Annotated in this window: 25 protein-coding genes; 4 read left to right on the top strand and 21 right to left on the bottom strand. The window is 42.5% G+C overall.

All coding sequences use genetic code 11. The annotated features are described in order from the left end of the window. Positions 1-123: 123 nt before the first annotated feature. From AC06L3_RS08990 to AC06L3_RS08980, 3 genes are read right to left on the bottom strand one after another with little or no spacing between them, the layout of a single operon-like run. A complete protein-coding gene (locus AC06L3_RS08990; RefSeq protein ID WP_475670283.1) occupies positions 124-417 on the bottom strand; it encodes a hypothetical protein in 294 nt (97 codons plus the stop codon). Between the two features lie 58 nt (positions 418-475). Beyond that, positions 476-1,273 (bottom strand): MBL fold metallo-hydrolase, encoded by a 798-nt coding sequence (locus tag AC06L3_RS08985; protein WP_475670282.1) that lies wholly within the window; start codon positions 1,271-1,273, stop codon positions 476-478. Continuing rightward, positions 1,273-2,115 carry a purine-nucleoside phosphorylase gene (locus tag AC06L3_RS08980; RefSeq protein ID WP_475670281.1) on the bottom strand — a complete coding sequence of 281 codons (843 nt, stop codon included), beginning with the start codon at positions 2,113-2,115 and terminating at the stop codon, positions 1,273-1,275. The genes AC06L3_RS08985 and AC06L3_RS08980 overlap by 1 nt, the downstream gene beginning before the upstream one ends. Positions 2,116-2,258: 143 nt before the next feature. Between AC06L3_RS08980 and AC06L3_RS08975 the strand changes: the two genes are divergently transcribed. After that, positions 2,259-2,429 (top strand): hypothetical protein, encoded by a 171-nt coding sequence (locus tag AC06L3_RS08975; protein WP_475670280.1) that lies wholly within the window; start codon positions 2,259-2,261, stop codon positions 2,427-2,429. A gap of 90 nt (positions 2,430-2,519) precedes the next feature. Here the strand turns inward: AC06L3_RS08975 and rny are convergent, their stop codons facing one another. From rny to AC06L3_RS08885, 18 genes are all read right to left on the bottom strand, one after another. Continuing rightward, positions 2,520-4,046 carry a ribonuclease Y gene (rny, locus tag AC06L3_RS08970; protein WP_475670286.1) on the bottom strand — a complete coding sequence of 509 codons (1,527 nt, stop codon included), beginning with the start codon at positions 4,044-4,046 and terminating at the stop codon, positions 2,520-2,522. A gap of 204 nt (positions 4,047-4,250) precedes the next feature. After that, positions 4,251-4,580 carry a cell division protein ZapA gene (zapA, locus tag AC06L3_RS08965; RefSeq protein WP_475670279.1) on the bottom strand — a complete coding sequence of 110 codons (330 nt, stop codon included), beginning with the start codon at positions 4,578-4,580 and terminating at the stop codon, positions 4,251-4,253. Between the two features lie 4 nt (positions 4,581-4,584). Beyond that, on the bottom strand, positions 4,585-4,878 hold the full coding sequence (locus AC06L3_RS08960; protein WP_475670278.1) for a hypothetical protein: 294 nt from the start codon (positions 4,876-4,878) through the stop codon (positions 4,585-4,587). Between the two features lie 44 nt (positions 4,879-4,922). Further along, positions 4,923-6,659: a bifunctional metallophosphatase/5'-nucleotidase gene (locus tag AC06L3_RS08955; RefSeq protein WP_475670277.1), complete on the bottom strand. Its 1,737-nt coding sequence runs from the start codon at positions 6,657-6,659 to the stop codon at positions 4,923-4,925. Between the two features lie 7 nt (positions 6,660-6,666). Further along, positions 6,667-7,836, bottom strand: coding sequence for a dicarboxylate/amino acid:cation symporter (locus tag AC06L3_RS08950; protein ID WP_475670285.1), 1,170 nt, complete (start codon positions 7,834-7,836; stop codon positions 6,667-6,669). A gap of 8 nt (positions 7,837-7,844) precedes the next feature. Next, the gene (locus AC06L3_RS08945; protein WP_475670276.1) at positions 7,845-8,735 is read right to left on the bottom strand and encodes a bifunctional 5,10-methylenetetrahydrofolate dehydrogenase/5,10-methenyltetrahydrofolate cyclohydrolase; all 891 of its coding nucleotides are present in this window, start codon (positions 8,733-8,735) and stop codon (positions 7,845-7,847) included. Positions 8,736-8,738: 3 nt separating this feature from the next. Beyond that, positions 8,739-10,082: a signal recognition particle protein gene (ffh, locus tag AC06L3_RS08940; RefSeq protein ID WP_475670275.1), complete on the bottom strand. Its 1,344-nt coding sequence runs from the start codon at positions 10,080-10,082 to the stop codon at positions 8,739-8,741. A gap of 10 nt (positions 10,083-10,092) precedes the next feature. Beyond that, positions 10,093-11,253, bottom strand: coding sequence for a diaminopimelate decarboxylase (lysA, locus tag AC06L3_RS08935; RefSeq protein ID WP_475670274.1), 1,161 nt, complete (start codon positions 11,251-11,253; stop codon positions 10,093-10,095). A gap of 83 nt (positions 11,254-11,336) precedes the next feature. Continuing rightward, positions 11,337-12,761, bottom strand: a complete 1,425-nt coding sequence (locus AC06L3_RS08930; protein WP_475670273.1) for a DUF4301 family protein — start codon at positions 12,759-12,761, stop codon at positions 11,337-11,339. A gap of 25 nt (positions 12,762-12,786) precedes the next feature. After that, entirely contained in the window at positions 12,787-13,077 is a 291-nt protein-coding gene (locus AC06L3_RS08925; RefSeq protein WP_475670272.1) for a DciA family protein, read from the bottom strand. A 3-nt stretch (positions 13,078-13,080) separates the two neighbouring features. Then, positions 13,081-14,196 (bottom strand): DNA replication/repair protein RecF, encoded by a 1,116-nt coding sequence (gene recF, locus AC06L3_RS08920; RefSeq protein ID WP_475670271.1) that lies wholly within the window; start codon positions 14,194-14,196, stop codon positions 13,081-13,083. 11 nt (positions 14,197-14,207) lie between these two features. Beyond that, positions 14,208-15,203: a metallophosphoesterase family protein gene (locus AC06L3_RS08915; protein ID WP_475670270.1), complete on the bottom strand. Its 996-nt coding sequence runs from the start codon at positions 15,201-15,203 to the stop codon at positions 14,208-14,210. A gap of 24 nt (positions 15,204-15,227) precedes the next feature. Beyond that, positions 15,228-16,361: a formylglycine-generating enzyme family protein gene (locus AC06L3_RS08910; protein ID WP_475670269.1), complete on the bottom strand. Its 1,134-nt coding sequence runs from the start codon at positions 16,359-16,361 to the stop codon at positions 15,228-15,230. A 36-nt stretch (positions 16,362-16,397) separates the two neighbouring features. Continuing rightward, positions 16,398-17,393 carry a nuclear transport factor 2 family protein gene (locus AC06L3_RS08905; RefSeq protein ID WP_475670268.1) on the bottom strand — a complete coding sequence of 332 codons (996 nt, stop codon included), beginning with the start codon at positions 17,391-17,393 and terminating at the stop codon, positions 16,398-16,400. An 11-nt stretch (positions 17,394-17,404) separates the two neighbouring features. After that, on the bottom strand, positions 17,405-18,025 hold the full coding sequence (locus tag AC06L3_RS08900; protein WP_475670267.1) for a hypothetical protein: 621 nt from the start codon (positions 18,023-18,025) through the stop codon (positions 17,405-17,407). Positions 18,026-18,221: 196 nt separating this feature from the next. Continuing rightward, a complete protein-coding gene (locus AC06L3_RS08895; protein ID WP_475670266.1) occupies positions 18,222-19,337 on the bottom strand; it encodes a hypothetical protein in 1,116 nt (371 codons plus the stop codon). Next, complete coding sequence (locus tag AC06L3_RS08890; protein WP_475670265.1) at positions 19,334-19,993, bottom strand: flagellar basal body-associated FliL family protein; 660 nt, start codon at positions 19,991-19,993, stop codon at positions 19,334-19,336. The genes AC06L3_RS08895 and AC06L3_RS08890 overlap by 4 nt, the downstream gene beginning before the upstream one ends. A gap of 7 nt (positions 19,994-20,000) precedes the next feature. Continuing rightward, a complete protein-coding gene (locus AC06L3_RS08885; RefSeq protein ID WP_475670264.1) occupies positions 20,001-23,093 on the bottom strand; it encodes a tubulin-like doman-containing protein in 3,093 nt (1,030 codons plus the stop codon). Between the two features lie 228 nt (positions 23,094-23,321). On the opposite strand from AC06L3_RS08885, the gene AC06L3_RS08880 reads away from it, so the two are divergent. The 3 genes from AC06L3_RS08880 to AC06L3_RS08870 form a co-directional block, all read left to right on the top strand. Next, a complete protein-coding gene (locus tag AC06L3_RS08880; RefSeq protein WP_475670263.1) occupies positions 23,322-23,990 on the top strand; it encodes a tetratricopeptide repeat protein in 669 nt (222 codons plus the stop codon). 8 nt (positions 23,991-23,998) lie between these two features. Further along, positions 23,999-24,745, top strand: a complete 747-nt coding sequence (locus AC06L3_RS08875; RefSeq protein ID WP_475670262.1) for a YebC/PmpR family DNA-binding transcriptional regulator — start codon at positions 23,999-24,001, stop codon at positions 24,743-24,745. A 93-nt stretch (positions 24,746-24,838) separates the two neighbouring features. After that, positions 24,839-24,978: VOC family protein (locus AC06L3_RS08870; protein ID WP_475670284.1), on the top strand; the 140-nt coding region annotated here is incomplete at its 3' end.

Here is a 24,978-nt window from a genome sequence, read left to right as displayed (position 1 = left end):
ATACCGCAACCGCGCGATACGACCTGTGTGAACTGGATGTCTGCCATAGTCTAATGTATATTGGTGTATATAATATAGACGGGCGTCAACCCTTTTCATGAACTTTGGCGACTACAAATTATGTCATGAGGGTTTCATTACGACAAAGCCCTTGTCATAAATATTGAATCCGCAAAATGTACCATCACCTTCTTCGTCGAAGTTCAGAATATTATCACCATACTTGCAATATTGACACCATCCACTGAATATATCGTGATATTCAGGTTGAACGTTTATTCTACCGGAATAGACATAATCAGGCTCACCGAATTTGTCAACCACTTGTTGCCTGGTGTAAAGCTGTCCAATGTACATTCCATTCACATCAACATCCTGTGCACTGCAATAATATGAGATAAGCAGCAGTGGGAACATATAAGTAAATAAATTGAACTTATTATGTCTTTGGAACTTAATCATTTACAGATATGTACTAGAAAGTATATACGCAGGAAGCCTCCCTTCTTGGCAGGGCAACGGTAATGACATCATTACCAGCTTTCACCCCGATGGATTTCAATGCTACTTCAGCTGATTCCAAAGCCTTGGCAGGCGTATTGTTGTTTTCACTCAGATGGCACAGGAAGATATGAGTAAGGCCGTTATGATAAACCTGCCTCAGGATTTCACCCATCCTGTCATTGCTCAGATGCCCCTGACCGTTGCAGATTCTCACCTTGAGTTCAGGTGGATAAGGCCCCCGCATGAGCATGTCAATGTCAAAATTACTTTCAAGAATAAGGACCTGTGATTCCTTTGCGAACCTGACCAGCTGAGGGTTGGACTGTCCTATGTCCGTAGCAAGAGTGAAAACGGTATTTTCTACCTTTATCTTATAACCAACGGTCTGTGTTGCATCATGGCTCACCAGGAAAGGTGTGAATTCTACGCCGTCGTATTCAAATGTTTCATCAAGTTTGGTGTAACGGGCACAACCGCTCATTCTACCCCTGGTACAGAAATGGTGAACGAGCGAATTGTGAAGCACTCTGGTTGCAAAAGCGGGAATGTGATACTTGCCGCATAATACTCCAAGGCTTTTTATATGGTCCAGATGATCGTGGGTGACAAGAACAAAATGAATCCTTGAAAAATCAAGTCCATGCTCCTGCAGACGTTTCTTTATTGTACGCGGGCCTATTCCTGCGTCCACAACAAAGGCACCGCACTGATGTTCGAAATAATAGCAATTGCCGTTGCTGCCACTTGATAATGAAACAAACTTTACCATTATTCCTCCTGTCCGAGTTGAGAAACCATTTCAATGACCAGAGCGGTCATTCTGTCTGCCGCAGCATCTGCGGCAATTACAACGTCATCACCATCATTGACATAGTCATCGGCATAATCATCGTGAGCCTCGTTGGTAATCACGCTTATTCCCATCACCGGAATATCCATATGTCTTGCAGCTATGACTTCAGGTATTGTTGACATTCCAACAGCATCCGCACCTGCGCTTCTATAGAATCTGTACTCGGCAGGTGTTTCGTATGTAGGACCGGTGCTGCCAAGATACACACCATGATGAAGCTTGATTTCCAATTTGGATGCTATCTTGTCCATCATTGCAATGAGCCTCTTGTCGTACGGCCTTGTCATATCAGGGAATCTTGGCCCGAGTTCCTCAATATTCTTACCTATCAATGGATTTGGCAGTAAATTGATATGATCTGTGATAAGCATCAGGTCACCGACCTTGTATTTGAAATTTACTCCGCCGGCAGCATTGGAAACAAAGAGATATTTGATTCCCAACAACGCCATAACCCTTATGGGCAGCACAACCTGTTCCATAGGGTATCCTTCATAGTAATGGAATCTTCCCTGCATTGCAATCACCGGCTGACCACCGAGTCTTCCATAGATAAGATTTCCTTTATGACCTATCGCTGTGGAAATGGAGAAGCCTGGGATCTCCTTGTAAGGGATAACCTGTGCTTCCTCAATGATGTCTCCAAGTTTGCCCAGGCCGCTGCCAAGTACTATTCCGGCAAGTGGCTTGATGCCGACTATCCTGCTTTTGATGTACTCAACCGCAGTTTTGATTTTCTGTAATCTTATATCTTCCATATGGTAATAATTTTCAAATCAGATGGTTGGATTACTTTCTACAGGCTCTGACCAATAAGCTGAAAAGTAATATTAACAACATAGCTCAAGCAAATTTAATAAATTGTTTATACTTTTGCCAAGAATTAAATCTTAAGCCTGCAATGAGCAGAATCAAAAGACAGATATTGAAACTTTATGCAAACTTCAAAGCGCAGAGCCAGACAAGCCAGGCATTTATCATACTGATAATCCTTCTGCTTATTGGTATTCTACTGCGATGGAGCACCGTAATCAACGGCATTGTCCGCGGCTTCCGCTTTTACAGCGAATAGCGTGCCAAACTTCTCTTCAAGGACAGGAAAATAATGACTCCGTATGCAAAATACAAATACATACGGAGTTGTTTATATTGTTACAGGAAATTACTTTGCGAAAGCAACGCTTCTTGTTTCGCGTATAACGGTAATCTTCACCTGTCCCGGATAAACCATCTCATCCTGAATCTTCCTGGCAATTTCAGTTGAAAGGTTCTCTGCCTCCTGATCGCTGACCTGATCGCTGCCAACAATAACCCTCAGCTCGCGTCCTGCCTGAATAGCATAAGTCTTGTTAACACCCGGATATGAGAGCGCTATGTTCTCCATATCCTTGAGCCTCTTGATGTATGACTCTATCACTTCACGTCTTGCACCTGGACGGGCACCGGAAATGGCATCACCTACAAGAACGAGCGGAGATATGAGAGAAGTCATTTCAATCTCCTCGTGGTGAGCTCCTATTGCATTGCAGATTTCAGGATTCTCCTTATATTTTTCGGCAAGTTTCATACCGAGAAGTGCATGTGGAAGATCCGGATCCTCATCGGAAACTTTTCCGATATCGTGGAGCAGACCTGCCCTGCGCGCGGCCTTTGAATTCAATCCCAGTTCTGAGGCCATTGTAGCACAGATGTTGGCCACTTCCCTTGCGTGCTGAAGAAGATTCTGGCCGTATGAAGATCTGTACTTCATTCTACCTATGAGTTTGACAAGCTCTATGTGCAGTCCGTGGATTCCAAGGTCTATGCAGGTTCTCTTACCTGTTTCCATTATTTCATCCTCAAGCTGTTTCTGAACCTTGGCAACAACCTCCTCGATTCTTGCAGGATGAATTCTGCCGTCTGTTACCAGCTGATGAAGGGCAAGACGCGCTACCTCCCTTCTTACCGGATCGAATGCTGAAAGAAGAATTGCTTCAGGAGTGTCATCAACAACAATTTCAACTCCGGTAGCAGCCTCAAGAGCTCTGATGTTGCGTCCTTCACGGCCTATGATTCTTCCTTTTATCTCATCACTTTCAATATTGAATACAGTAACAGCATTCTCAATTGCGGTTTCCGGAGCAGTTCTCTGAATTGTATTTATCACAATCCTCTTTGCTTCCTTGCTGGCAGTGAGGCGGGCTTCATCCATAACATCATTGATATAGGATGCCGCTTCCGTTCTGGCCTCATCCTTCATTGTCCTTACAAGTTCGGCCTTTGCCTCCTGAGCACTCATTCCGGCTATCAATTCAATCTTCTCGATTGCTGCTTTCTTGAGTTTTTCATATTCGTCCATCTTCTTGTTTACAAGGTTGAGCTGAGCATTAAGATTGTTCTTGATTTTCTCAACGTCCTGCTGTTTCTTCTCAAGCTCATTCTTATGCTGATTGACTATAAGTTCGGCTTGCTTGACCTTGTTTTCAAGGGTCTGCACATGATTGTTCTTCTCATTGATGAACTGCTCGTGCTCACTTTTTAGCTGAAGGAATTTCTCCTTGGCCTGGAAGATCTTCTCTTTCTTTATATCCTCTCCTTCCTTAACAGCCTTTGCTATGATCTCTTCTTTTTTCTTTTTGAGAACCACCTGGTTAACTACGTAGTATCCTGCAGCGAATCCAGCTGCGACACCTACCAGGCTCAATAGTATGACATTAATCATTTTTAAATATATATATGTTTGTTATTAATTGCTTGAAAAAGCCGCCACATCAGCCCTTTTCCGGAAAAACCTGAAAAGATAGGATTTGGGCTCTGTTATTGCCGCAACCTTCCAACGTCCTTAAAAAAGAATCCCCTTGGATAAGGGTAACCCAGGCCTGGTTTTGGCATGCAGTTGACCCGTTTGAATTTATTAGTGTTGATTTTCGCAAAAATACTGCTGTTGCAGCGGCTGGTTCTCTATGTAAGAGTTGAGATGTTCACTCAGACTGGTCAGATCTTCAAGAAAGGTATCCTCCTGCTCGTTTATCATTACGCTTGCCAATGATTTTGCGTAATTAAAAAGTAAGATTGCAAGAATATCCAGCGTATCCTTTGACGCAGCCTTGGACTTGAGCGCTTCGTATGACCTTGATATCATCTGGGCAGCCATCCTGCATGCCTGCTCATTCTTAGGTGAAGAATCATCTATATTGAACTGGAATTTTCTTTTTGCTATTTCCAAATTGATATTCTGCCCCATATTATCAAATTGTCATAAGTTCAAGACAATGGTCTATTTCCTTAATTATTGCGTCTATCTTTGCTTTCGCCTCACGTGAATCCTTTGATGTACCGCTGAATGCATCAGCCAACTCCAAGGTCTTTAATCTGTTCTCTAATTTTTCTACTTTACTGTTTAATTTGTTTATCTGTTCCCTGGCGTTATTGTACTTGTTTTCAAAATCATTTCTCTCATAAACAGCTGTCTCATACATTGAAATCATTGTATTGATTCTCTGCTTGAGTTTTTCAAGAACAACTGTATTACTAGCCTGCATACAAACGCCGTTAATTATTATGCAAATATAAATAATTTTTTATCTCATTTTTCAAAGAGGAGACTCTTATCGGCAGTACCGAGTTCAGCGGCAAGTTTTTCAGGAATGAATTTCCACTTGCTGTGAGCCTTGAGATCAGTCCTGCCGCTGACATACATATTGTAAATGATGCTCCTTATATCGGAGTATTTTTCAATGACAATATCAGGCAGTTCCTCTTTTGATATTCCGGCCCCTTCAGTCAGGAGTTTTCCACCTCCGCTTGCCCTGTATGAGGAAATGGCCACCGTATATTTATCAGAAGAGCTGAATTCACTCCCGTCCTGCATTCCGAGAATGTTCACTCTGCTGCCATAAGGTTTTGTAATGTCAACAGTATAGTTGATTCCTGCCGCAGCATCAAAATTGTAGGAAGGATGTACGAAACGATACTTCGTGCTCTTTCCTGCATTCTGACCGTCCGTTGGCGAATCATGTGCTTCCAGATTGAGAAGATGCCCGCCTCTCACCGGGTTCTCCCCTATCCATAGCATATATGAATATTCAAGATAATCCTTCAACTGCTGGCCAGTAAGTTCTATTTTATAAAGTTCATTTTCGAAAGGATAAATGACGAACAGGTCCTGAAAACTGATTTTTCCTCTTTCAAGCCTGCCTCTGGAGGACAAAGGAGCAGAAATGCTTACCTGTGCTCCGGACGCTTCCAGCTGCGCATTCTGGACAAGGTTTATGTATGCGCATTGACCAAAAAAAGCGTCGGACATCACAAGCTCTTCATCAAGTGTACCTATCTCCCTGTTGGAGAAATCATATACTTTTCTGAAATCGTTCTTGAACGCAGAATTATACTGCATATCGTTTGGAACATTTTCCATAGGAACCAGTGCATAATCCGAAGATTTTGAAACTACCTCACCGTTCATGATTTCGATTTCAAAATCAATTCGTGCAACATATGAGCATCTTGCGCCAGGATCAACAATGACAGTACCGTTGTCAAGTTTTTCGGCATAGGGGGCATGGTCGTGACCGCACAGCAGAGCATCAATTCCGGTGAGAGTTTTTGCAAGATAAAGTGAAGGATTTTCAAAATCATCATACTCACCGTTGCCAACACCCGCATGACAGGTGAGTATTGTTATATCAGGCTTCTCATTCTGATTCACGTAGTTAACCATTGACTGTGCACATTCCCTGACATCCTTGAAATCCATCCCTTTCCAGAGTTTCTCACCAAGCCAGCTCTTGATATTGGAATTGTCATAACCTATGACAGCAACTTTCAAACCGTTGCTTTCAATTATTGCGTAGGGCTTGAAATAACATTCATCAGTTCCCTCCTTGACAATATTCGCGGCCAGATAAGGTATATGCAATTGGGAATGAATCCTGTCATATACACTATGGCCGGTCTCAATATCGTGATTCCCAACAATCAAAGCATCATAGTCAAGATAATCAACCAGTCTGACCATCAAATGTCTTTCACTCAAAGTATCAACGAAATTGGCCCAGTAAGCGGCATTGTCTCCTTGAAGGAAATCGCCGTTGTCCAGCTTTATTACATTATCAGCTCCGCAGACAGAATCGCACTCCTTGAAATATGAACTCACCTTGGCAAGAGAGCTTCGGTTTGCCGTGCCATTGTACAGACTGTCGAAATACTTGCCGTGAACATCGCTTGTCTCAAGTATTGTCACTTTATATATGCCGTCCTTTCTTCCGCAGGAAAATGCGATCATTATCATGAATATGAATATGAAATATCTGATTGTTTTCATATCAAAATCAGTCGTTGTTCCTGTTCAGTCTGTTTATAATCATAGCTATTGCTCCATCACCGGTAACATTGCAGGCTGTACCGAAACTGTCCATGGCAATATACAATGCAATCATCAACGCCTGCATAGGAGGTGTGAAACCAAGATACTCGGACAAAGGGCCGAGTGCTGCCATTATAGCTCCGCCCGGGACGCCGGGAGCTGCCACCATTGTAATGGACAGCATGCAGATGAAAATAAGGAAGTCCGTGAAAGGAAGAGTCACGCCCTGCATATACAGTACGGCGAATGCGCAGGCTACAATCTTCAAACAGCTGCCGGACAGGTGAATGGTTGCACATAACGGAATTACGAAATCCGCTACTGTATCCTTAATTCCGTTGGCCTTGGCTCTCTGGAGCGTTACCGGGATAGTTGCAGCGCTCGACTGTGTTCCGAGTGCGGTTACATAAGCAGGAAGCATCCTTACAAGTGCCTTGAAAGGATTTTTCCTTGCAATTGCTCCGGCAATGCAATATTGCAGAAGAAGCCAGAATATATGCAGTATGAATATGACTATTATCACCTTTACAAAAAGCGCGATTGTTGATGCAGCCTGACCGTCATCGGCAATCTTAAGGAAAATACCGAAAATGAACAGAGGCAAAAGAGGAATGATTACTTTGGTTATAACCATCATTATCACTTCCCTGAACTCATACAAGGCGTGCCTGCAATAATCGCCCTTGATCCTGCTTAAAGTAAGCCCCAGCACGAATGCCAGAACGAGTGACGATGTTATATCCATCACCGGTGGAATAGGAATCTTTACATATTCGGCGTATATCTGGCTGCTCTCTTCCAGTCCATCAACGTTCTGCCCTCCGTAAGTGAGGATTGAAGGATAGGTTAAATCGCAGGTGAGATATGACAATGCACCTGCCAGCCAGGTTGACAGATACGCAATTGCCGCCGTAATCAGCAGAAGTTTTCCCGCTTTGTTTTTCAGCTCGAAGATACCGGGAGCCACAAGAGCTATTATCAGGAAAGGCAATATGAAACCCAGAAAGCCGCTGAACAGGCCGTTGAAGGTTACGAATATCCTTACTATAGAAACAGGAAAAACATAACTGCAGGCAATTCCAAGAATTATTGCAATTATGATTTTACCCAAAAGCGGAATGTGTATCTGTTTCAATGTCTTTTTCATACCCAAGTGAGTTTCTTGCCTTGAGCGGACTTGAGAGTATTCTCGAGCAGTGATACTATTGTCATCGGGCCAACACCACCGGGTACCGGTGAAATGTATGAAGCTTTAGGTTCAACCTGCTTGAAGTCAACATCTCCAACAATCCTGTATCCGCGGGGTTTGGTGGAATCAGGAATTCTTGTGATTCCTACGTCAATCACAACAACTCCTTCCTTTACCATATCCCCCTTCAGAAATTCAGGAACTCCGATTGCGGCAATGATTATGTCTGCATTTCTTGTGAAATATGCAATATCCTTGGTCTTGCTGTTGCACATGGTTACCGTACAGTCCGCCAGCAATCCTTTCTGGGAAAGAAGGTTAGCCATCGGTCTGCCAACAATGTTGCTGCGTCCAAGTATCACGCAGTTCTTTCCTCTTGTTTCAATATTATACTGTTTGAGGAGCGTAAGAATTCCGAACGGTGTTGCCGGAAGAAAACCGGGCATGTTCAGAACCATCTTACCCACATTGGCAAGATGAAATCCATCTACGTCCTTGTGATAATCAATGTTCTTTATTACAACCTGCTCGTTAAGATGCTTTGGCAGAGGTAGCTGAACAATTACACCATCAATATCGTGGTCTTCATTAAGTCTCTTTACAACTGCCAGAAGCTCATCCTGACTGGTTTCCTCCTTCATTTTTATGACGGTTGATTTGAAACCCACCTCCGCACATGCTTTTTCCTTGGACGCAACATAAGTGGCGCTGGCGCCATCGTTGCCAACCAGGACTGCGGCGAGATGAGGGCGTTTGCCCCCGTTGGCCACGCTGGTTTCAACGGTAGCCTTTATTCTTTCCTTGATTTGTGCGGCTGTGAGTTTGCCGTCAATGAGAATAGCCATATATTACCTTCCTCTGAATCTTCTCATGGCCTGCATGGCGTTCATAGCCTTCTTTCCGCCACCACCGGCCATTGTTTTCATTATTTTCTTTGTATCATCGAACTGCTTGAGCAATCTGTTCACTTCAACAATGGTAGTACCGCTGCCTGCTGCAATCCTGCGTCTTCTGGAGCCATTTATGATTGATGGATTGTTTCTTTCCTCAAGTGTCATTGACTGAATGATTGCCTCAATGCCCTTGAATGAACTGTTGTCCATATCCACGTCCTTCAATGCCTTGCCAACTCCAGGGAGCATTGACGCCAGATCCTTTATATTACCCATCTTCTTGATCTGCTGTATCTGATCGTAGAAATCGGTGAATGTAAACTGATCCTTGAGCAGTTTCTTCTGAAGTTTTCTTGCTTCATCCTCATTGAACTGCTCCTGTGCTTTTTCAACCAGGGAGACAACGTCGCCCATACCAAGTATTCGGTCGGCAATACGTTCAGGATGGAACACGTCAAGCGTCTCCATCTTCTCACCGGAGCTCACGAACTTGATAGGTTTCTGAACAACTGCCTTGATTGACAGTGCGGCACCGCCTCTGGTATCGCCATCGAGCTTGGTAAGCACTACGCCGTTGAAATCAAGTCTTTCATTGAAAGCCCTTGCTGTCTCAACTGCGTCCTGACCTGTCATTGAGTCAACAACGAACAATGTCTCGGAAGGATTCACGGCAGCCTTGATTGCTGCAATCTCCTCCATCATCTGCTCGTCAACTGCAAGACGTCCTGCAGTATCTATGATAAGGACATTGTAGTCATACTGCTTTGCATGAGCAACAGCATGTCTTGCAAGTTCCACCGGGTTTCTGTTGCCATCTTCAGTGTAAACTTCAACTCCCACCTGCTCTGCAAGAACCTTCAACTGCTCAATGGCAGCAGGACGGTAAACGTCGCCTGCGCATACAAGTACTCTCTTGCCTTTCTTGTTTTTCAAGAGGTGCGACAGCTTGCCGCAGAAAGTAGTCTTACCTGAACCCTGGAGACCTGAAACCAGAACAATGGCTGGATTTCCGCTGAGGTTTATGTCGGAAGCGCTGCTTCCCATAAGGGTGGCAAGTTCATCATGAACTATCTTCACCATCATCTGTGACGGCTTCACCGACTTGAGCACATCCATGCCCATAGCCTTTGTCTTTACATCGTCACAAAACTTCTTGGCTGTCTTGTAGCTGACATCGGCGTCAAGAAGTGCCTTCCTGATATCCTTCAGCGTTTCTGCAACGTTGATTTCGGTGATTTTGCCTTCACCCTTGAGAATCTTGAACGAATGTTCAAGCCTGTCTATCAAATTTTCAAACATCCGCTAATCCTTATTTGATGAGGTCATCTGAATAGTAAGCCTTTGCAAGATCCTTCTGGTTGTACTTCATGGCCATTACCTGACCGTATGCACCTGCTGAACGGAGAGCTACGAGGTCACCTCTCTGGGTTGTAGGAAGAAGTATCTTTGTACCGAAGCAGTCGGAGCTTTCGCAAACAGGACCAACAACGTCATATCTGAGTTTCCTCTTGTTTGAAGTGAGGTTCTCAATGCTGTGATGAGCCTGATACAATGCAGGACGGATGAGATCGTTCATACCTGCATCAAGAATAACGAACTTCTTCTCCTTGCCTATCTTCACGTAGAGAACTCTGGTAATAACTGAACCGCACTGGCCTACGATTGCACGACCAGGCTCGAAATGTACCTGCTGGCCGGGACGAACTATGAGGTTCTTGCTGATGATGTCGAAATACTGTGCAAAATCAGGAATAGGATTTGCGTTAGGATCGTTGTAATCAATGCCAAGACCACCACCGAGATTTATGTTGTTGATCTCAATGTTCCTGTCAATGAACCATTTCTGGAGTTCCTCAACTCTTGTACACAAAGTCTTGAATACGCCCAGCTCTGTAATCTGGGAACCGATATGGAAATGAAGTCCCTGAAGCTTGATATTCTTGAGGTTTCTGAAAAGATCGTAAACCTGGTCAAAAGCCCAAGGGCTGATTCCGAACTTGTTCTCCTTGAGACCTGTGCTTATGTACTTGTGAGTGTGTGCGTCAATATCAGGGTTGATTCTCAATGAAATGTTGGCAACCTTGCCCATTGACTTTGCAAAATCGTTGATTATCTGTATCTCCGGAACTGATTCGCAGTTGAAAGAGAAAATTCCTGCTTTGAGAGCATCCTTTATTTCCTTGTCTGACTTGCCAACACCGGCATAAACGATCTTTGCAGGGTCAAAGCCGTATTTTACAGCAAGCTTAACCTCGTTTCCGCTTACGCAGTCCGCTCCAAGACCAGCATCCCTGATAAGTTTTACAACTCTCTCGTCTGCATTTGCCTTGAGAGCGAAATGGGCGTTGTAGCCGTGTTTTGAAGTATGTGAAGTGTATTCCTTGAGAGTTGCTCTCAAGAGGTCCAGATCATAGAAATAAAAAGGTGTGTGAATCTGCTGAAAAGCCTGAATTGCGTTTGTGGGTATCATAATATTATTGTTTAATTTCTTTAAGAGCGCTGCTGTGCGCAAATTTTACATCATGCAAAATTAATAAATAATCTTGAAATACTTCAATTTACTCTATGAGCCGGTCTGAGCAGGTCCAGAACCGTTTTCACAGGATTGAAAGTGCTTACAGGCACTTCTACGAAACTTGTATTCCATCTGCTCATTGCACCGTTCCAAAGACCGGGGAGCTCCTGTGCCTTGAGAGTCCTGCCTTCATAGCTCTTTTCTGAAATAAAGCCGGTTGTATCATCAACATATTGGCTCAGGTCGAATTTCTTACCTCGATAGTCATAAACAGCACATACCAGATCAACAGGATTGAAGTGGGTTGAGCGTTTCACCATTTCTTTTATTGCAGGATCATTGGTATTGAGCTGAGCCTTCTCAAGAATCTGGAGCGAAGTGCTTCCGTCTTCCTCTCCGATTATGTATGGTCCGCCGCCGGGCTCGCCTTCATTCCTGACCATACCGCATACACGTACAGGTCTGTTCAGTTTTTCTACCATTTTGTCATAGGTCCGCTGCCTGTCAAGACCCTCAGGTATATCAATGGCAAACTCTTTCTTGAGGAACAACCTTATTTCAGGCAGATACTCATCAAGAGCATCAACACCCTGTGCATCAAGAATTGCCACGTACGAATGGCACTTGCTCTGAAGCTGCAGTGCACGTCCCATCAGGATTTTCTTCCATAGAACGGTTGGCTCAAGCTTGTTCTCAACAGTAATGTTGTCAATGTTCTTGATAACAATGACATTCTCAGAGACAGTATTCAGATTGTCTATCAGAGCACCATGTCCGGCAGGCCTGTAAAGAACCTTGCCATTGGCTTTTACAAAAGGATTGTTGTCCATATCAACGGCAACGATATCACTTTCAGGATTCTGAATCGAGAATCTGACTTTGAACCTGCATCCATAATTATCCTCATAGCTTGCCTTCACATAATTCAGAAGACTTTTGAAATCGTTCAGATGTTCCTTTGAAACTGTGAAGTGGAGAGAAACCTGTCCGTTCTTCATTTTCGCATAACTTGCGCCTTCAACAAGATGCTCCTCAAAAGGAGTACGTACGAATTCTCCATAATCGTGGAAATGAATAAGTCCTTTTGGAGTGCTTCCCAGGTTCAATCCGTCCTTTTCCAGAAGCATGGCAAGGAGGTCTTCAACATCGAAAAGACAGAAATTATTTATGTTTCTGATGAACATTGCACAAGGGTGATCCTCCGGCAGAGGCTCGTTGTGTGTTCTCATATAATCCAGACCGGCATAAATATCCTTGAACATTCTGCTTGCGGCACCGGACGCAGGAACGAACTTGCATATTTTGCCATTGTTGCCTATATACTGTGAATAAGCCATCAAGGCACACTCCTTTGCTTTTTTGCTGAGTCTTGCAATACCATTTCCAATTGATGCGGAATCAAGCACTTTAAGATATGGGAATCCTGTGCGGAAATTTTTCAATTGTTTTTCTAAACTGAGCATATCATTGTGTATTTATATACGTATTTCAATTAATAATAAGTTTTCTTACGACTGGTTCATCAAAGTTTTCATTCAGTTCTTTCAATATATCTTTTTTGCGCAGAAAGAGCTGGGTTCTAATGACAGAGGATGAAGCTTTACAATAAATTGTTCCGTTGTTAAAACTGATCTGTGTGAGACAGGAAGCACTCTTCTCACCTATTACTTTACGAAAATTCCTGATGATTCCGCTGGCGAAAAGCCCTTCTTCAAGCTTGTTCTCAGATACGAAATCCCTTAATATATCGGATATCAGACGCGGTTTTTCGTAGCGCATTTCCTAAAGAATCTGTTCAAAAATTCCGTTTGAAACTTTAAAGTTCCTTGACTCGCGCTTGAGTGAACTTACCAGCTGCTGCGTCCTTTCAAAATTGCAGTCGGAAATGAAAATCTGTCCGAAATCCTCGGAAGCAACCATCTTGAGAAGGTTTTCCACCCGATTCATGTCAAGTTTGTCGAAGATATCGTCCAGCAGAAGTATCGGTGCGAACCCGTACGACTGCTTCATTATGGTATATTGTGCCAGTTTGAGCGCTACGCAGAACGATTTCTGCTCTCCCTGTGAAGCACACTGTCTGACTGGGAGTCCGGAAATTGTGAAATCAATATCGTCACGGTGTACACCACAGGACGTATATTTGAGGATGCTGTCTTTTTCGAAAGAATTTTCAAGCAGATTCTTCAAGGCATCCTTTCCTTCGTTTCTGCGATTGTACAGCTGTGAGTCATAGTTCGTCTGCGCCTTGTCACCGTTTGAACAAAGAACGGCATAATAACGTTGAACCAGAGGACTGACATTGTATATGAGTTCGTTCCTCTTAGCAAAGATGTACCAGGCATCAATGGAGAGTTTAATATTGAGCATCTCCAGTATTTCGGCTTGCATATAACCGGATTTCAGCAATTTGTTCCTGTTGGCAAGTGTAGTGTTATATCTCTGTACAGCAGCAAGATACAACTTATCAAGCTGGCAAAGTATGGAATTGAGGAACTTTCTGCGAATATCTGCGCTTCCATTTATTATACCGGAGTCATCGGGGGAAATCATGACAACCGGATAACTGCCCACATGTTCGGAAAAGCGCTGGAGGAGCTTGCCGTTCTTCTTTATATGCTTTTCAGACGAAGTCCTTGCCGAAATTGATATGTTGTCAATCGTGCAGTCTTCCTTGATGAATTCTCCATTAAGCGAGAACTCCTGCTCACCGGACTTGAACACGTAGGTGTCCGACAAGTTGAAATAGCTTTTGGTCATGCACAGATAGTAAATGGAATCGAGCAGATTTGTTTTACCTTCACCATTATTGCCACTTATGCAATTAAGCTTTGAACTGAACGAAAGTTCGCTTGAAGATATGTTTTTGAAATTGTAAACAGTCTCTCGTTTCAAATACATAAGAAAAGCATCTATTTCTCTTTAAGAGTTGCGAAGTTCAGATATTCAGTCATTCTACCATCTGCAAGTCGTATCCAAGTGCTGTATTTCTTGTTTTCATTCAGCAAGATGACTCTTGCCCCATTGGGTTTGAGGTTGTTATAAACAGTATCACCTCCGGAGTATCTTCCATAAGCCAGAAGAATACCTTTATAAACAACTGAAAAATCGTTGTCATGATCATGACCGGCAAACACTGCGCAAACGTTTCCTGCCTCAAGCAAAGCTGCGAATAAGCCAGAATTGACAGAAGGACAGCACACTTTTTCACCGAAATTTCCATATATGGAAATACTTGGATCTGTTGCTGCCAAGGCAAATTCAGGCAATGGTATGTGCAGGAAAACGAATGAGTTGGATTTATTTGACAAAGAATCGTTTCTGACAAACTCACTGCATTCCGTAAACCATTTCACCTGATTGAAATGAATCCAGTCGTAACCTTCCCACCCCTTCATACGGCAGGAAGAATGTGAATCGAAACAATACAGAATACTTGAAATTATATTGCTGGTTGTGTCGGACGTTCTGATTGGAATCATATAATCAGGACTATCCGTAAGAGAATCGCGGGGCGGTTGAATATTATAGGAATATGAAGAGTACTTGTCATACATCTGGGACAGGCTCATGTCGAATTGGAAATCGTGATTACCGAACACACAGGCAAAAGGTACCCTGAACTGCTGGAACACTTCGCAGATTGTATTTATGGATTCTTCAACATGTTTCGAATAAACCATATCGCCTGTTATGACGGCCAAATCAGGTTGCTCCTCCATCATAACGGTTTTTATACACTCAATGGCATCATTGGACGAGGACTTGCCGTGCTTGAAATGAAGGTCAGTGAATTGAACAATCTTAAATTCTCCGTTACGATTGTACCGCAATACAGGTTTGTTCTGTGAAAATGCTGGAATTGTCACAAAAACAGACACCAGAAGATATAACAATGTACACTTCATATATGAACTGATTGATTTTTCAATCTATTCCACTGTCAGAACCAATCTTATTCCGTTGCAGCGCTGAGCCTCATTAGGAACAGCCCTTCTTCTGTAAGCATTTCTTAACTGGTCCTGCTTGGTATCTATTGCGCTGTCCCATGCTCCACCCCTTCTTACTCTGTCGCCATTGTCGGGCTTGACATTCACAGGATCCTGAATCTCATCAGCCTTGATTTTTGAATAATCATCCTTGACATCGATACAGAACTCCCATACATTGCCGCACATATCATACACTCCAAGTTCATTAGGCGCTTTTGACTTTACCTTATGTGTCTGGTTCTGAGAATTTCCAATATACCAACCTACTTCATTCACATTGTTGCTTCCGGAATATTTGTAATGTCCAGTTTTGTTTCCCCCACGTGCAACATACTCCCATTCAGCTTCGGTAGGCATTCTGAATTTGGATCCTGTAATTGTGCTCAATTTTTCCAGGAACAATTTTGCATCCTGCCATGACACGTTCTCAACGGGTTTGTCCGGATCCTGAAAAACACTGGGATTCGTATTTGTCACATACTGATACAGCGCTTGTGTAACTTCTGTTTCTGAAATATAGAAAGGTCTGCTTATACGAACCCATCTTACAGGCTTTTCATCTTTTTCGGTGCTGTTCTGCTCATCAGTAGCCCCCATCTGGTACATACCGGGTTCTACAAGTATCATATTGAAAGAAACACCGGGTTTGGACTTGCCTGTAAGAGATGTTACTGCCGGAAGATTTACCGGAATGATTGATTTGAGAACATCATTTCCGCCTTGTACCAACTGCAGGATATAAGTGCTGTTCTTTTCAAGCGGTTCAAATTCATATCTGAACGGAACGTATTCAGCGCATCTGACATTAAGCCAGCTGGCGCCTTCTATCATATACACCCAATACTCACCGCTGCCCTTGTCAACAGTTGATACAATGTCACCTTCAAATTCAACATTCGTTGCAACGATTCCAACTTTAATAAGTGCGCAAGGTGAATCATTCAAATCCTTTACCTGATGGACTACTGCAGATAAATCAGATGCATCATGTCTGAAGTCCTTGACCGCCAACTCCTGACTCATTGCCTGACAAACAATGCAGGAAACAATGAAAGTTAAAAATAATCTTTTCATAAGTTATTAGATTTAAAAATGTTCATTAATATCCATTTAAGGCAGTTTTATATCGTTGACACCCAGGGCTCCGGCAGAAATGGGAGTCCAGGCGCGCACTTGTATTTTCGGGTTGTCATCATCTGTGAAATCCCATACCAGCGAAAGATTGCCAGTATCGCTGTATATGCTTGAATGCCAGTTCTGCACCAAGGTGACAAAATAATAGTTAGGTTTGGCTCCATGCCGTAGAATTTCATAGTCGGTGAATTCAACATTTATGTAATTGTTCCTGTTGTCAAAGGCTTGGAACAGTTTTGTAAGATATTGTTTTTTGGTTTTTGTCACCAATTCAACCTTGGCAGGTGAAATCTGAACTTCTGATTTGAATTTTGCAGGTTGTATCACTTTGCCTGTGATTATCAGGGCGTCCTCCGAGAAAATCATCTGCATGAAATCCTTGTCTTTTGTATTGTATGCATTCTTGAATTTCTCGCACCATGAGATAATCTGCAATCTTCTGTCGGTGTCGTTCAATCTGTTACCCTCTTTCAACAGATTCGCATAGGAAACCTTGTCCATGGCAAAATTGAAATCAATAATTTTACCGTTTCTGTCAAAGTCAAGACAAACCTCACGCAGTTTTCCGCTATCGTATGAAGCATCAAGAGGTGTTATCTGAACCATAATATTCCTTATCTGATAGTTGAGCACCTCTCTTGAGCCACTTTTACGATTGATGCGCTCTATTTTGTAACAGTCTTCAACAATCTCATTGTCAAGAGTACAGAAACGAAGATGGTTCCAGCTCATTCCTATTGTCTGAGTAGCCATCCTGTCAATAACTATACCCGTATAATTGACATTGGAATTTCTGGCAAAAGCATTGTTGATGGCTGTCAGCAGTTTTGATGCATTTGATTCAATTTTTGACTTCAGTGCCGGATCATATATGCCATCAACCAATTCAACCTTTACAGAGTTTGACTGTGCCAACAGAATTGAAGGGAGAAGGCATGTTGTCAGAATTAGGAAAGATATAAGCTTTTTCATAAGAATATGTTTTATTTTGCCATTATGAACCATATGGCATTTTTACCTGAATAATCACCAAGGCTTTCTTTTGTATTGGTTTTGTAATTCAATCGGAGATCCTGACCCGGTCCGAGAAGCGCTATCAGTGTTTTTTGGGAATCAGTATCAAAAATTATCCAGAAGGATGAGGCCGCATCCTTACTTTCGGCAACAGTGCCGAAACTTTTAATTTTTCTGCTCGCCTGGTTTCTGTCAATAAAGCTGACCGCCTCCGTAATGTCCTTTTTCTGCAGAAGCTGTGATATCAATTCAGTTTGCCATTCTTTCATATTGTCAGAATTTGCAACGGTTACTGATATGATTTCATTTGTTTCCGGATTCTTTGACGGGGTCTGATGGTGCGATGGAGTCTGATGGTGTGACTGGGTAAGATTTTGGGAAGGAGCCGCATTAGCAACAGATACAGAATGACTGGTTCGTTCAGGAACGGAATTCTGCCGGATTTTTATGAAGTCCGATTTAGGGACATATACGAAAACATCATAGATCCCATTTTTGAACTGTACTATTTCCTGCTTTGTTTTCATTATGCATTCCACGTCAACTTTTTTTGGATTATCCGTTCCGCTCTCCAGCAATGCTTTGTTCACCTTGTTTGTCAAACTGAGCACAGCTGTTGACCTTGCTTCATTCTCGTTATCGAAAAATGATTCGAAGAAGAAGTATTTTCCGCTTCTTTTTATGTCTTTGATTTTTTGAGCGTGATTGTCACTCAATGCAAAGGCGGAAAGGCTCAAACTGACAAATGAAAGCATTATGATAAAAACGGAAATTCTTTTCATATCGCTAATTATCTGCAAATAGATTTTTCACTTTGTTTAATGGTAAATATGAGTGAAGCTTGCACCGGCTCCATCCCTGCTTTCTATCAATTCCTGTAATATCAATCTCAATATTGAGAAGGTGTGCATAACCCTCATCGCTCTTGTGCATAAGCACCATACAATTGACAATATTGCCTTCCAGCGACTTGGCGGCGAAAAAGCCCTTGCAGCCGGATTTAAGGAAATAACCTATGAAATCATTGAGTTTAAGGACAATGCATGAATCCTTATATGCATATCTTCTGTAGTCCACCTCAATGTCGAAATCGTTTTCTACAGCTGAAGTAAGGAGCATGTTTGCTACCGACTCAACAGGCCTGTTCCTGTCATGAATCAATTCAAATCCTTTGCTCTCATCATATTGATAGTAAAGGTTTGAACTGATGTAAGGAAGAATGAATGACTTGCCTTTAAGTATGAACAGATATGAGTTGTTGTTGAATTGTGTTACGTATGCCGAATCAGAGGCAGGTGCTTCAGGAACAGATATGCTTCCAAGTTTGAAAGCCATAAGGTCGCTCATCAGTTTTTCCTCGTCCTCAAGCATTCTGGTCTCGTTCAAAAGATTATGATTGATAGGAAAATTCAGAGAACAGAACTCTTTTCCATTTCTGCAGAAAGAGACGAAATATCTCTGATCGTTTTCATTTCTGATGCTGAATGACAGAGTGGCGAGACCGAAACAATCCTTGAGCGAAGCTATATTCCCCTTTGAGAAATACACCTCGTCTTCATTCATCTTTGTGTTGAAGTTCCTTGATTTATCAATTGAAAGATCAGACTGGAGCGTATATCTTTCAAGGAAATCAAAGACTACATAGTTATGTTCATTCCGGCAGGAATCGGGGAAAATGGTATATCCTATGTGATATATTTCACCACTCTTCTGATAAATGTTAACAGGATGCCCCTTGAATTCACTTGCACAGTGATGAATTCCTTCAGAAATCGTGTCGGTAAGTGAAATCATCCCTGTAGCATTGGCAATTGCATGCAGACACTCAGTCCTATACCGATTTTGAGCATAGGACTGAAGTGTGAACAATGCAATGCTTATCAGAAGAAGAATCAATCTCATAATCCAATATATACGGTTCGTCTCTCACCATTGGAATAAATGATTTCCCCGCTCACGAATTTGCCATTGTTGAATTTACAGTCAACAATTCTGTCACCTTTGTTAACTGTCAGCTTTTCGTTATCAGATGTCTTGAGATCGAATGTATGAGTTTTGGTAACTGTCACGGTTCCCATGGTACCATGCGCCTCACCGTATTCATTTACATTGCCTTCATAACTACCCCAATCAAGAACAGATGATGCAGTCTTGGATTCAGGTCTGACACTGTCATCAGCCTTGACATTTCTATCGGAAGCGGAATTAACTGGTACAACTTGTGTTGAATCGGTGATTTGTTCTTCCGGTTCATTATCCGTGACGTTATTTTCAGAGTTGCCCGAATACAGGAAATATACCACACCCGCCAGAACAATAAGGACTGCGGCGATTATAATATAGAGTTTCTTGCCGCCCGTCTTTGGTCCCGGCACCTCTTTGAGAGGCTCTCCGCATTCAGGACAGACAAAATCTTCAGTTGCTCTGATTTTAAATATTTCACCGCTTTCGCATTTAGGACATTTACTTCCTTCGCCATTCATGTCCCTGTTGGAGCAAATTCCGAATTTGAATCTGTTACGATCTGCTCTTGCCGAAGAATTTCTTCTGTTATCCATAGTATGATTATTTTTTATTGATTAATTCAAGCGCTTTCTTGGCGTTCTCGCTGTATTCTCTATATTTAGGTGAAGTAACGCTGCTGCATTCCTTGCTGACATAATCCTTCATGATTGATTTTACCATATCTGCCATTCCTGCTCTCTGGCTCATCTTCAAATCCGGATTTTTGAGAATATTGTCAACATTTTCCTTGATTTGAGACATGATGTCATCTGTAAATTCCTCGCTTGTATTGATTCCGGTGAATTCATTTGATATGAGCATTACAATCTCGGAATCCCACTCATCCTTTGTTACAGCGCACCATCCCTTCTCCTCCCTGTCGTTTTCGCGGAACGAGATTATATCGTTTGCTGCTGCGACAAATATATAAGGAATCATATCGCTGGCGCTCAATCTGACATCTCCCATCAATTCAGGCAGTTCCGAACCATCGCCTTCTGAATGGAGAAGTATCCTTGACTCCTTTGCCATTGTTTCGTTAGGGTCATTTATCATGTTCTTATAAACCCTGTCGAATTCAGCAACATCTGAAATGGCTCTGATAGGGAAACAATATTTTATGGAAAGAACCGTTATCTCGTTCTTTCTTTCAGATGAGGTGTCAAAATTAAGAGTATAACCGGCAGTTGAATTTCCGAATGCTTCCTTAAGGGCGTTCTTTAACTTTTCAGCGAATTTCTTGAGAGAATCGTCCCCATCATCAGAAGGCATTGAAATAAGTACTGTCTTCCTGTTGATGGATTCAGGCCTTGCAACAGGGTTGTCATTGTTGTTCAATGCTTTCTGCAACTGACCGTCATCAAGTTTGAGGAAGGTGCCGCTCTGCTGGATAAGATCTGAAGCGAAATTCCTTATTAAGGTATCGTTGGTAAGTTCTTTCTGGAGCTGCTGGAGAATGTTGATTCCCAGAATCTTGTCATTCTGGCAATCCTGATCATGTTTTTCCTTGACTTTAGGCGCAAGTTCTATGTCGAACAGATCGAAAATCTGATCCTCATCAGTTGAGCGGGCAAGCTCTCCAAAATGTGCGTAGGACTGGTTTCTTACTATTGACTTTCTCAAATTGCCCGACCAGGTTGTCTGAATGTTTTTGTCAAGAACAAGATTCTGCTCAAGCTTTACCATCTTGTTGAAATCACCTACCTCAATGACTGCATTGGCAAGATCCGATATGCCCTTAGTAGCCTTGTTTCTGTCTGCAATCTTCTTTTCTGCAACATCCATTGCATTCAGGAGCACGGCAATGAACTGACTGACTTCAGCACTGAACTCCTCGAATGCAATCTGCAGTTTTGCAAGCAGTCCGCTCATGAACATTGTGGCAACCTTCTTTGTTCTGTATGTGTAAAGGTCCGCCAGACACTGCTGGAATTCTGAATAAAGCCTTGGTGATTTTCCCGTAGCCCTTTGAAGCAGAGACAGGTTGTTGTAATCACTCTTGATATCGGATGCTTCAGCATCGTAATCATTGATTTTTGCCTCGATTGCATCCAGCTGGTTCTCAATGTCCGCCTTCTGCGCCCGTATATATTCAAGAACCACATTGCAGATTTCGGACAGTTCATGAAGAGAAAGGTTCCCTTCATACCATTTTGTGTAGAGATCCCTTTCAATCTTCTCTATTATGTGTGATGCCTGTTCCTTGAGAATTGAATCCTCAGCCTTGTCTGCATAATACTGCTCAACGCCTTTCTTGTTTCTGAAATCACTGGCATAAACATCCATCAGATGTGTTTCCAGAAAATTCAATGGCTCTTTGTCAAACTTCTTTGCCTCTTCGTAATTGTAATCATTTGATACCTCTCCCCAGAACTCGGAGAATTTCCTGCAGTTCCTGTCAGTATCGAATATTTTTTCCTCAAGCAGGAGATGTGCATCATCCATCAACCATTTCTTGAGATTCTCCCTGCCGCCATTCTTACCCTCAATATATGCTTCGCGGAAATCTTTCTTTACAGGTTCCTTCACGAAACCGAAATCGTCCTTGAAGTTGTTATACTGCATCTGAGCGAGAATCTTCTGTCCAACCGTATAGGAAATGTGTTCAACGATTCTCTTTTCCGGATAAACTATCCTCTTGAGGCCGAAAGTATTGATAGCCTTGGTACGTGCTCTTTCCTTGTCTGTTCCTTTTGAATTCTCGCTATACTCAACGGAAAAATCATTTATGTTCTCCAGGCTGTATGAACGGAGATAATCATCTGTAATGCCTGTCTTCATCTGAAGGAAAAGACGGAAATATATTGTGTCGGCAAGAAGATTAGGCAGTTCCTTGAATGAATCAACCACCACCCCGTTTTCATTGGTATTGGAGTAGAGCATGAGTCCGAACTGCTGGTTTGGCATTGTATTCAGGCGCACATGCTCCGAGCCGCTGATAACATCGCATGGAAGGAATCTGCCAACGTTCAATGCGCTTAACTCCCTCAATGCGGCGTAGCCGTTCTGGTGATACCTTCCAGCCTGGCAACCGGCAGGGATATTGAGTTCAGGAACCATTGCATAAACTACAATATTGGCATCCTTGTACGCTGCCTGCGATCTGGTCTGCGCTATTACATCAATAATGGAACCGGAGCCGGTTCCGCCAGCGAGTCCTGTGATAATATGGATGTTCAAGGAATCCTGATGTGTAATCTTCTTGCATTTTTCGTACTGCGATGAAAGAGCTGAAAGATACTTGTTGCAATTTGCGGCAAAAAGAATCCTTCCCGCCCTTCTTTTCTGTCCGGCTGCCTTTCCAACTTCACCAAGCGTATTTCTCATTGATGCGCCGTTCTTCACAACGCCCTGCAAGCCTGGAAACGCCGAAATGTTGTCAAGAATCTTATTAAGCTCAACTGTCTTTATGTCAACGAACTCACTCTCTGTGAAAGAAGCATCCTTGCCCAGAACCCTGAAACTTGGATCTCCGGGGACCATCATTTCTCTGGTGGAATCCACATAAACATAACCGATTGACAATCTTGCCCTGTCTTCATCGTTTGGAAATTCCTGAAAAATACGTTTTCTGAAAGCTTTGAGTACTTTGCCGCCTGTACCGCCCAATCCTACCAATATATGATTAGGGCTCTGAGGATCTAGTGTTGCCATAATAATTGCTAATAGACGTTATATTTTTTAAAAAACAAATTTAGCATTAATTTTTAAGAAATTCCAATTTTTAAACGGATATAATACTTAAATAACATCATTTCATTTTCGAGTTATAGGTTCACGAAAGTTTATAAAAAAAAGATAATTTGATTTTAAGATAAAAGTTGTAAATTTGCGACCGCTAAAATTCGGCAAAAAAGAAACGTATAAAAAATTTAACATAAAATGGCAAACAAAAACATCGAACAGGAGCCACAGATGAATGTTGCAGCTGCGGTTTCAAAAACAGAAAAATTTCTCAACGAGAACAAGAAAACCCTTATCTGGATTCTTTGCGCTGTAGTGGCACTCGTTGCTGTGGGACTCATTTATCAGCATGCATACAGCATTCCAAGAGCAAAGGAAGCTGTAAACCAGGCGTTCACAGCAGAGATGTACTTTGGTGAGGGTGCTTTTGAAAAAGCTCTCAATGGTGACGAAAATGCAATGGGACTTGCCGAAGTTATCAAGGAATATGGCAGCAAAGCACCTGAAGCTGTGTATTTTGAAGCAGGTGTATGCGAACTTCAGCTCGGCAACTGGGACAACGCTATCAACTATCTCAACAAATACAACGGCAAAGATCCTATCATGAACGCAAGAGCAATTGCCTGCAAGGGTGATGCTTATTCAGCTAAGGAGGATTACAGCAAGGCAGCCAGCCTTTACATACAGGCGGCACAGTGGGCAGACAATGTATTTGCTGCAGCGTATCTGCTCAAAGCCGGCATAGTTTACGAAAAACTCGGCGAGAATGAGAAGGCAGTTGAAGCTTACAATACCATCAAGGTGAAATATCCACAGAGCGTTGAGGCTTACGATATCAACAAGTACATTGAGCGTATTTCTAAATAAGGAATAATATGGGAAGAGCTTTTGAATTCAGAAAGGAAAGGAAATTCAAGCGCTGGGGCAACATGGCCCGCGTTTTCACAAGAATAGGTAAGGAAATCACGATTGCTGCCAAGGCTGGCGGTCCTGATCCTGACAGCAACCCTCGTCTGAGGACACTCATGCAGACAGCAAAGAGTGAGAACATGCCTAAGGATAATGTTGAAAGAGCCATCAAGAGAGCTTTTGAAAAGGATACAGCCGACTACAAGGAAATGGTATATGAAGGCTATGGCCCTCACGGTATTGCAATCCTTGTGGAAACAGCAACTGACAACACAAACAGAACAGTTGCCAATGTAAGAAGTTATTTCACCAAATTCGGCGGCACACTGGGAACCTCTGGCAGCGTTGATTACATGTTTGACCGCAAATGCGTCTTCAAATGCAAGGCAGAGGGTGAAGTTGACATGGACGAACTCGAGTTCGAACTGATTGATTTCGGTGCTGAGGAAGTTTTCAAGGATGACTCGGATGAGGAGAATCCTGATATCATAATGATTTACGGTGCTTACGAATCTTTCGCCACAATCCAGAAGTATCTTGAGGAGAACAAGTTCACCATCATGAGCGGACAGTTCCAGAGATTCCCTAACGTTGAGCTCAAGAAAGTTGCAAAGGAAGACAGGGTTGAACTTGACAAACTCATTGAAAAGATAGAAGAGGATGAAGACGTCCAGAACGTCTACACCACCCTTGACACCTCGGAAGATGAATAACTGACATCCGGTTTAGGAGAGCAAGGCTGCCGCCACGCTCTCCTAAAGCATATTTATAAGACATATTAGTAACTACTAAATAAAACATTTATTATGGAACTTACACATATTGATCATCTTGGCATAGCTGTAAAGTCATTGGAGACAGCTATTCCTTACTATGAGGAGAAACTTGGTTTGAAATGCTACGCAATTGAGGAAGTTGCAGACCAGAAGGTAAAGACAGCTTTCTT

The sequence above is a fragment of the Candidatus Egerieousia sp. genome, from assembly GCF_056211015.1.
This window is presented reverse-complemented; position numbering and strand designations above follow the sequence as displayed.

Excerpts from the sequence above, each read along its gene's own strand:
- AC06L3_RS08990 (WP_475670283.1), bottom strand. The coding sequence starts at position 417 with ATGTTCCCACTGCTGCTTATCTCATATTATTGCAGTGCACAGGATGTT.
- AC06L3_RS08985 (WP_475670282.1), bottom strand. The coding sequence starts at position 1,273 with ATGGTAAAGTTTGTTTCATTATCAAGTGGCAGCAACGGCAATTGCTAT.
- AC06L3_RS08980 (WP_475670281.1), bottom strand. The coding sequence starts at position 2,115 with ATGGAAGATATAAGATTACAGAAAATCAAAACTGCGGTTGAGTACATC.
- AC06L3_RS08975 (WP_475670280.1), top strand. The coding sequence starts at position 2,259 with ATGAGCAGAATCAAAAGACAGATATTGAAACTTTATGCAAACTTCAAA.
- zapA (WP_475670279.1), bottom strand. The coding sequence starts at position 4,580 with ATGGGGCAGAATATCAATTTGGAAATAGCAAAAAGAAAATTCCAGTTC.
- AC06L3_RS08960 (WP_475670278.1), bottom strand. The coding sequence starts at position 4,878 with ATGCAGGCTAGTAATACAGTTGTTCTTGAAAAACTCAAGCAGAGAATC.
- AC06L3_RS08955 (WP_475670277.1), bottom strand. The coding sequence starts at position 6,659 with ATGAAAACAATCAGATATTTCATATTCATATTCATGATAATGATCGCA.
- AC06L3_RS08945 (WP_475670276.1), bottom strand. The coding sequence starts at position 8,735 with ATGGCTATTCTCATTGACGGCAAACTCACAGCCGCACAAATCAAGGAA.
- ffh (WP_475670275.1), bottom strand. The coding sequence starts at position 10,082 with ATGTTTGAAAATTTGATAGACAGGCTTGAACATTCGTTCAAGATTCTC.
- lysA (WP_475670274.1), bottom strand. The coding sequence starts at position 11,253 with ATGATACCCACAAACGCAATTCAGGCTTTTCAGCAGATTCACACACCT.
- AC06L3_RS08930 (WP_475670273.1), bottom strand. The coding sequence starts at position 12,761 with ATGCTCAGTTTAGAAAAACAATTGAAAAATTTCCGCACAGGATTCCCA.
- AC06L3_RS08925 (WP_475670272.1), bottom strand. The coding sequence starts at position 13,077 with ATGCGCTACGAAAAACCGCGTCTGATATCCGATATATTAAGGGATTTC.
- recF (WP_475670271.1), bottom strand. The coding sequence starts at position 14,196 with ATGTATTTGAAACGAGAGACTGTTTACAATTTCAAAAACATATCTTCA.
- AC06L3_RS08915 (WP_475670270.1), bottom strand. The coding sequence starts at position 15,203 with ATGAAGTGTACATTGTTATATCTTCTGGTGTCTGTTTTTGTGACAATT.
- AC06L3_RS08910 (WP_475670269.1), bottom strand. The coding sequence starts at position 16,361 with ATGAAAAGATTATTTTTAACTTTCATTGTTTCCTGCATTGTTTGTCAG.
- AC06L3_RS08905 (WP_475670268.1), bottom strand. The coding sequence starts at position 17,393 with ATGAAAAAGCTTATATCTTTCCTAATTCTGACAACATGCCTTCTCCCT.
- AC06L3_RS08895 (WP_475670266.1), bottom strand. The coding sequence starts at position 19,337 with ATGAGATTGATTCTTCTTCTGATAAGCATTGCATTGTTCACACTTCAG.
- AC06L3_RS08890 (WP_475670265.1), bottom strand. The coding sequence starts at position 19,993 with ATGGATAACAGAAGAAATTCTTCGGCAAGAGCAGATCGTAACAGATTC.
- AC06L3_RS08885 (WP_475670264.1), bottom strand. The coding sequence starts at position 23,093 with ATGGCAACACTAGATCCTCAGAGCCCTAATCATATATTGGTAGGATTG.
- AC06L3_RS08880 (WP_475670263.1), top strand. The coding sequence starts at position 23,322 with ATGGCAAACAAAAACATCGAACAGGAGCCACAGATGAATGTTGCAGCT.
- AC06L3_RS08875 (WP_475670262.1), top strand. The coding sequence starts at position 23,999 with ATGGGAAGAGCTTTTGAATTCAGAAAGGAAAGGAAATTCAAGCGCTGG.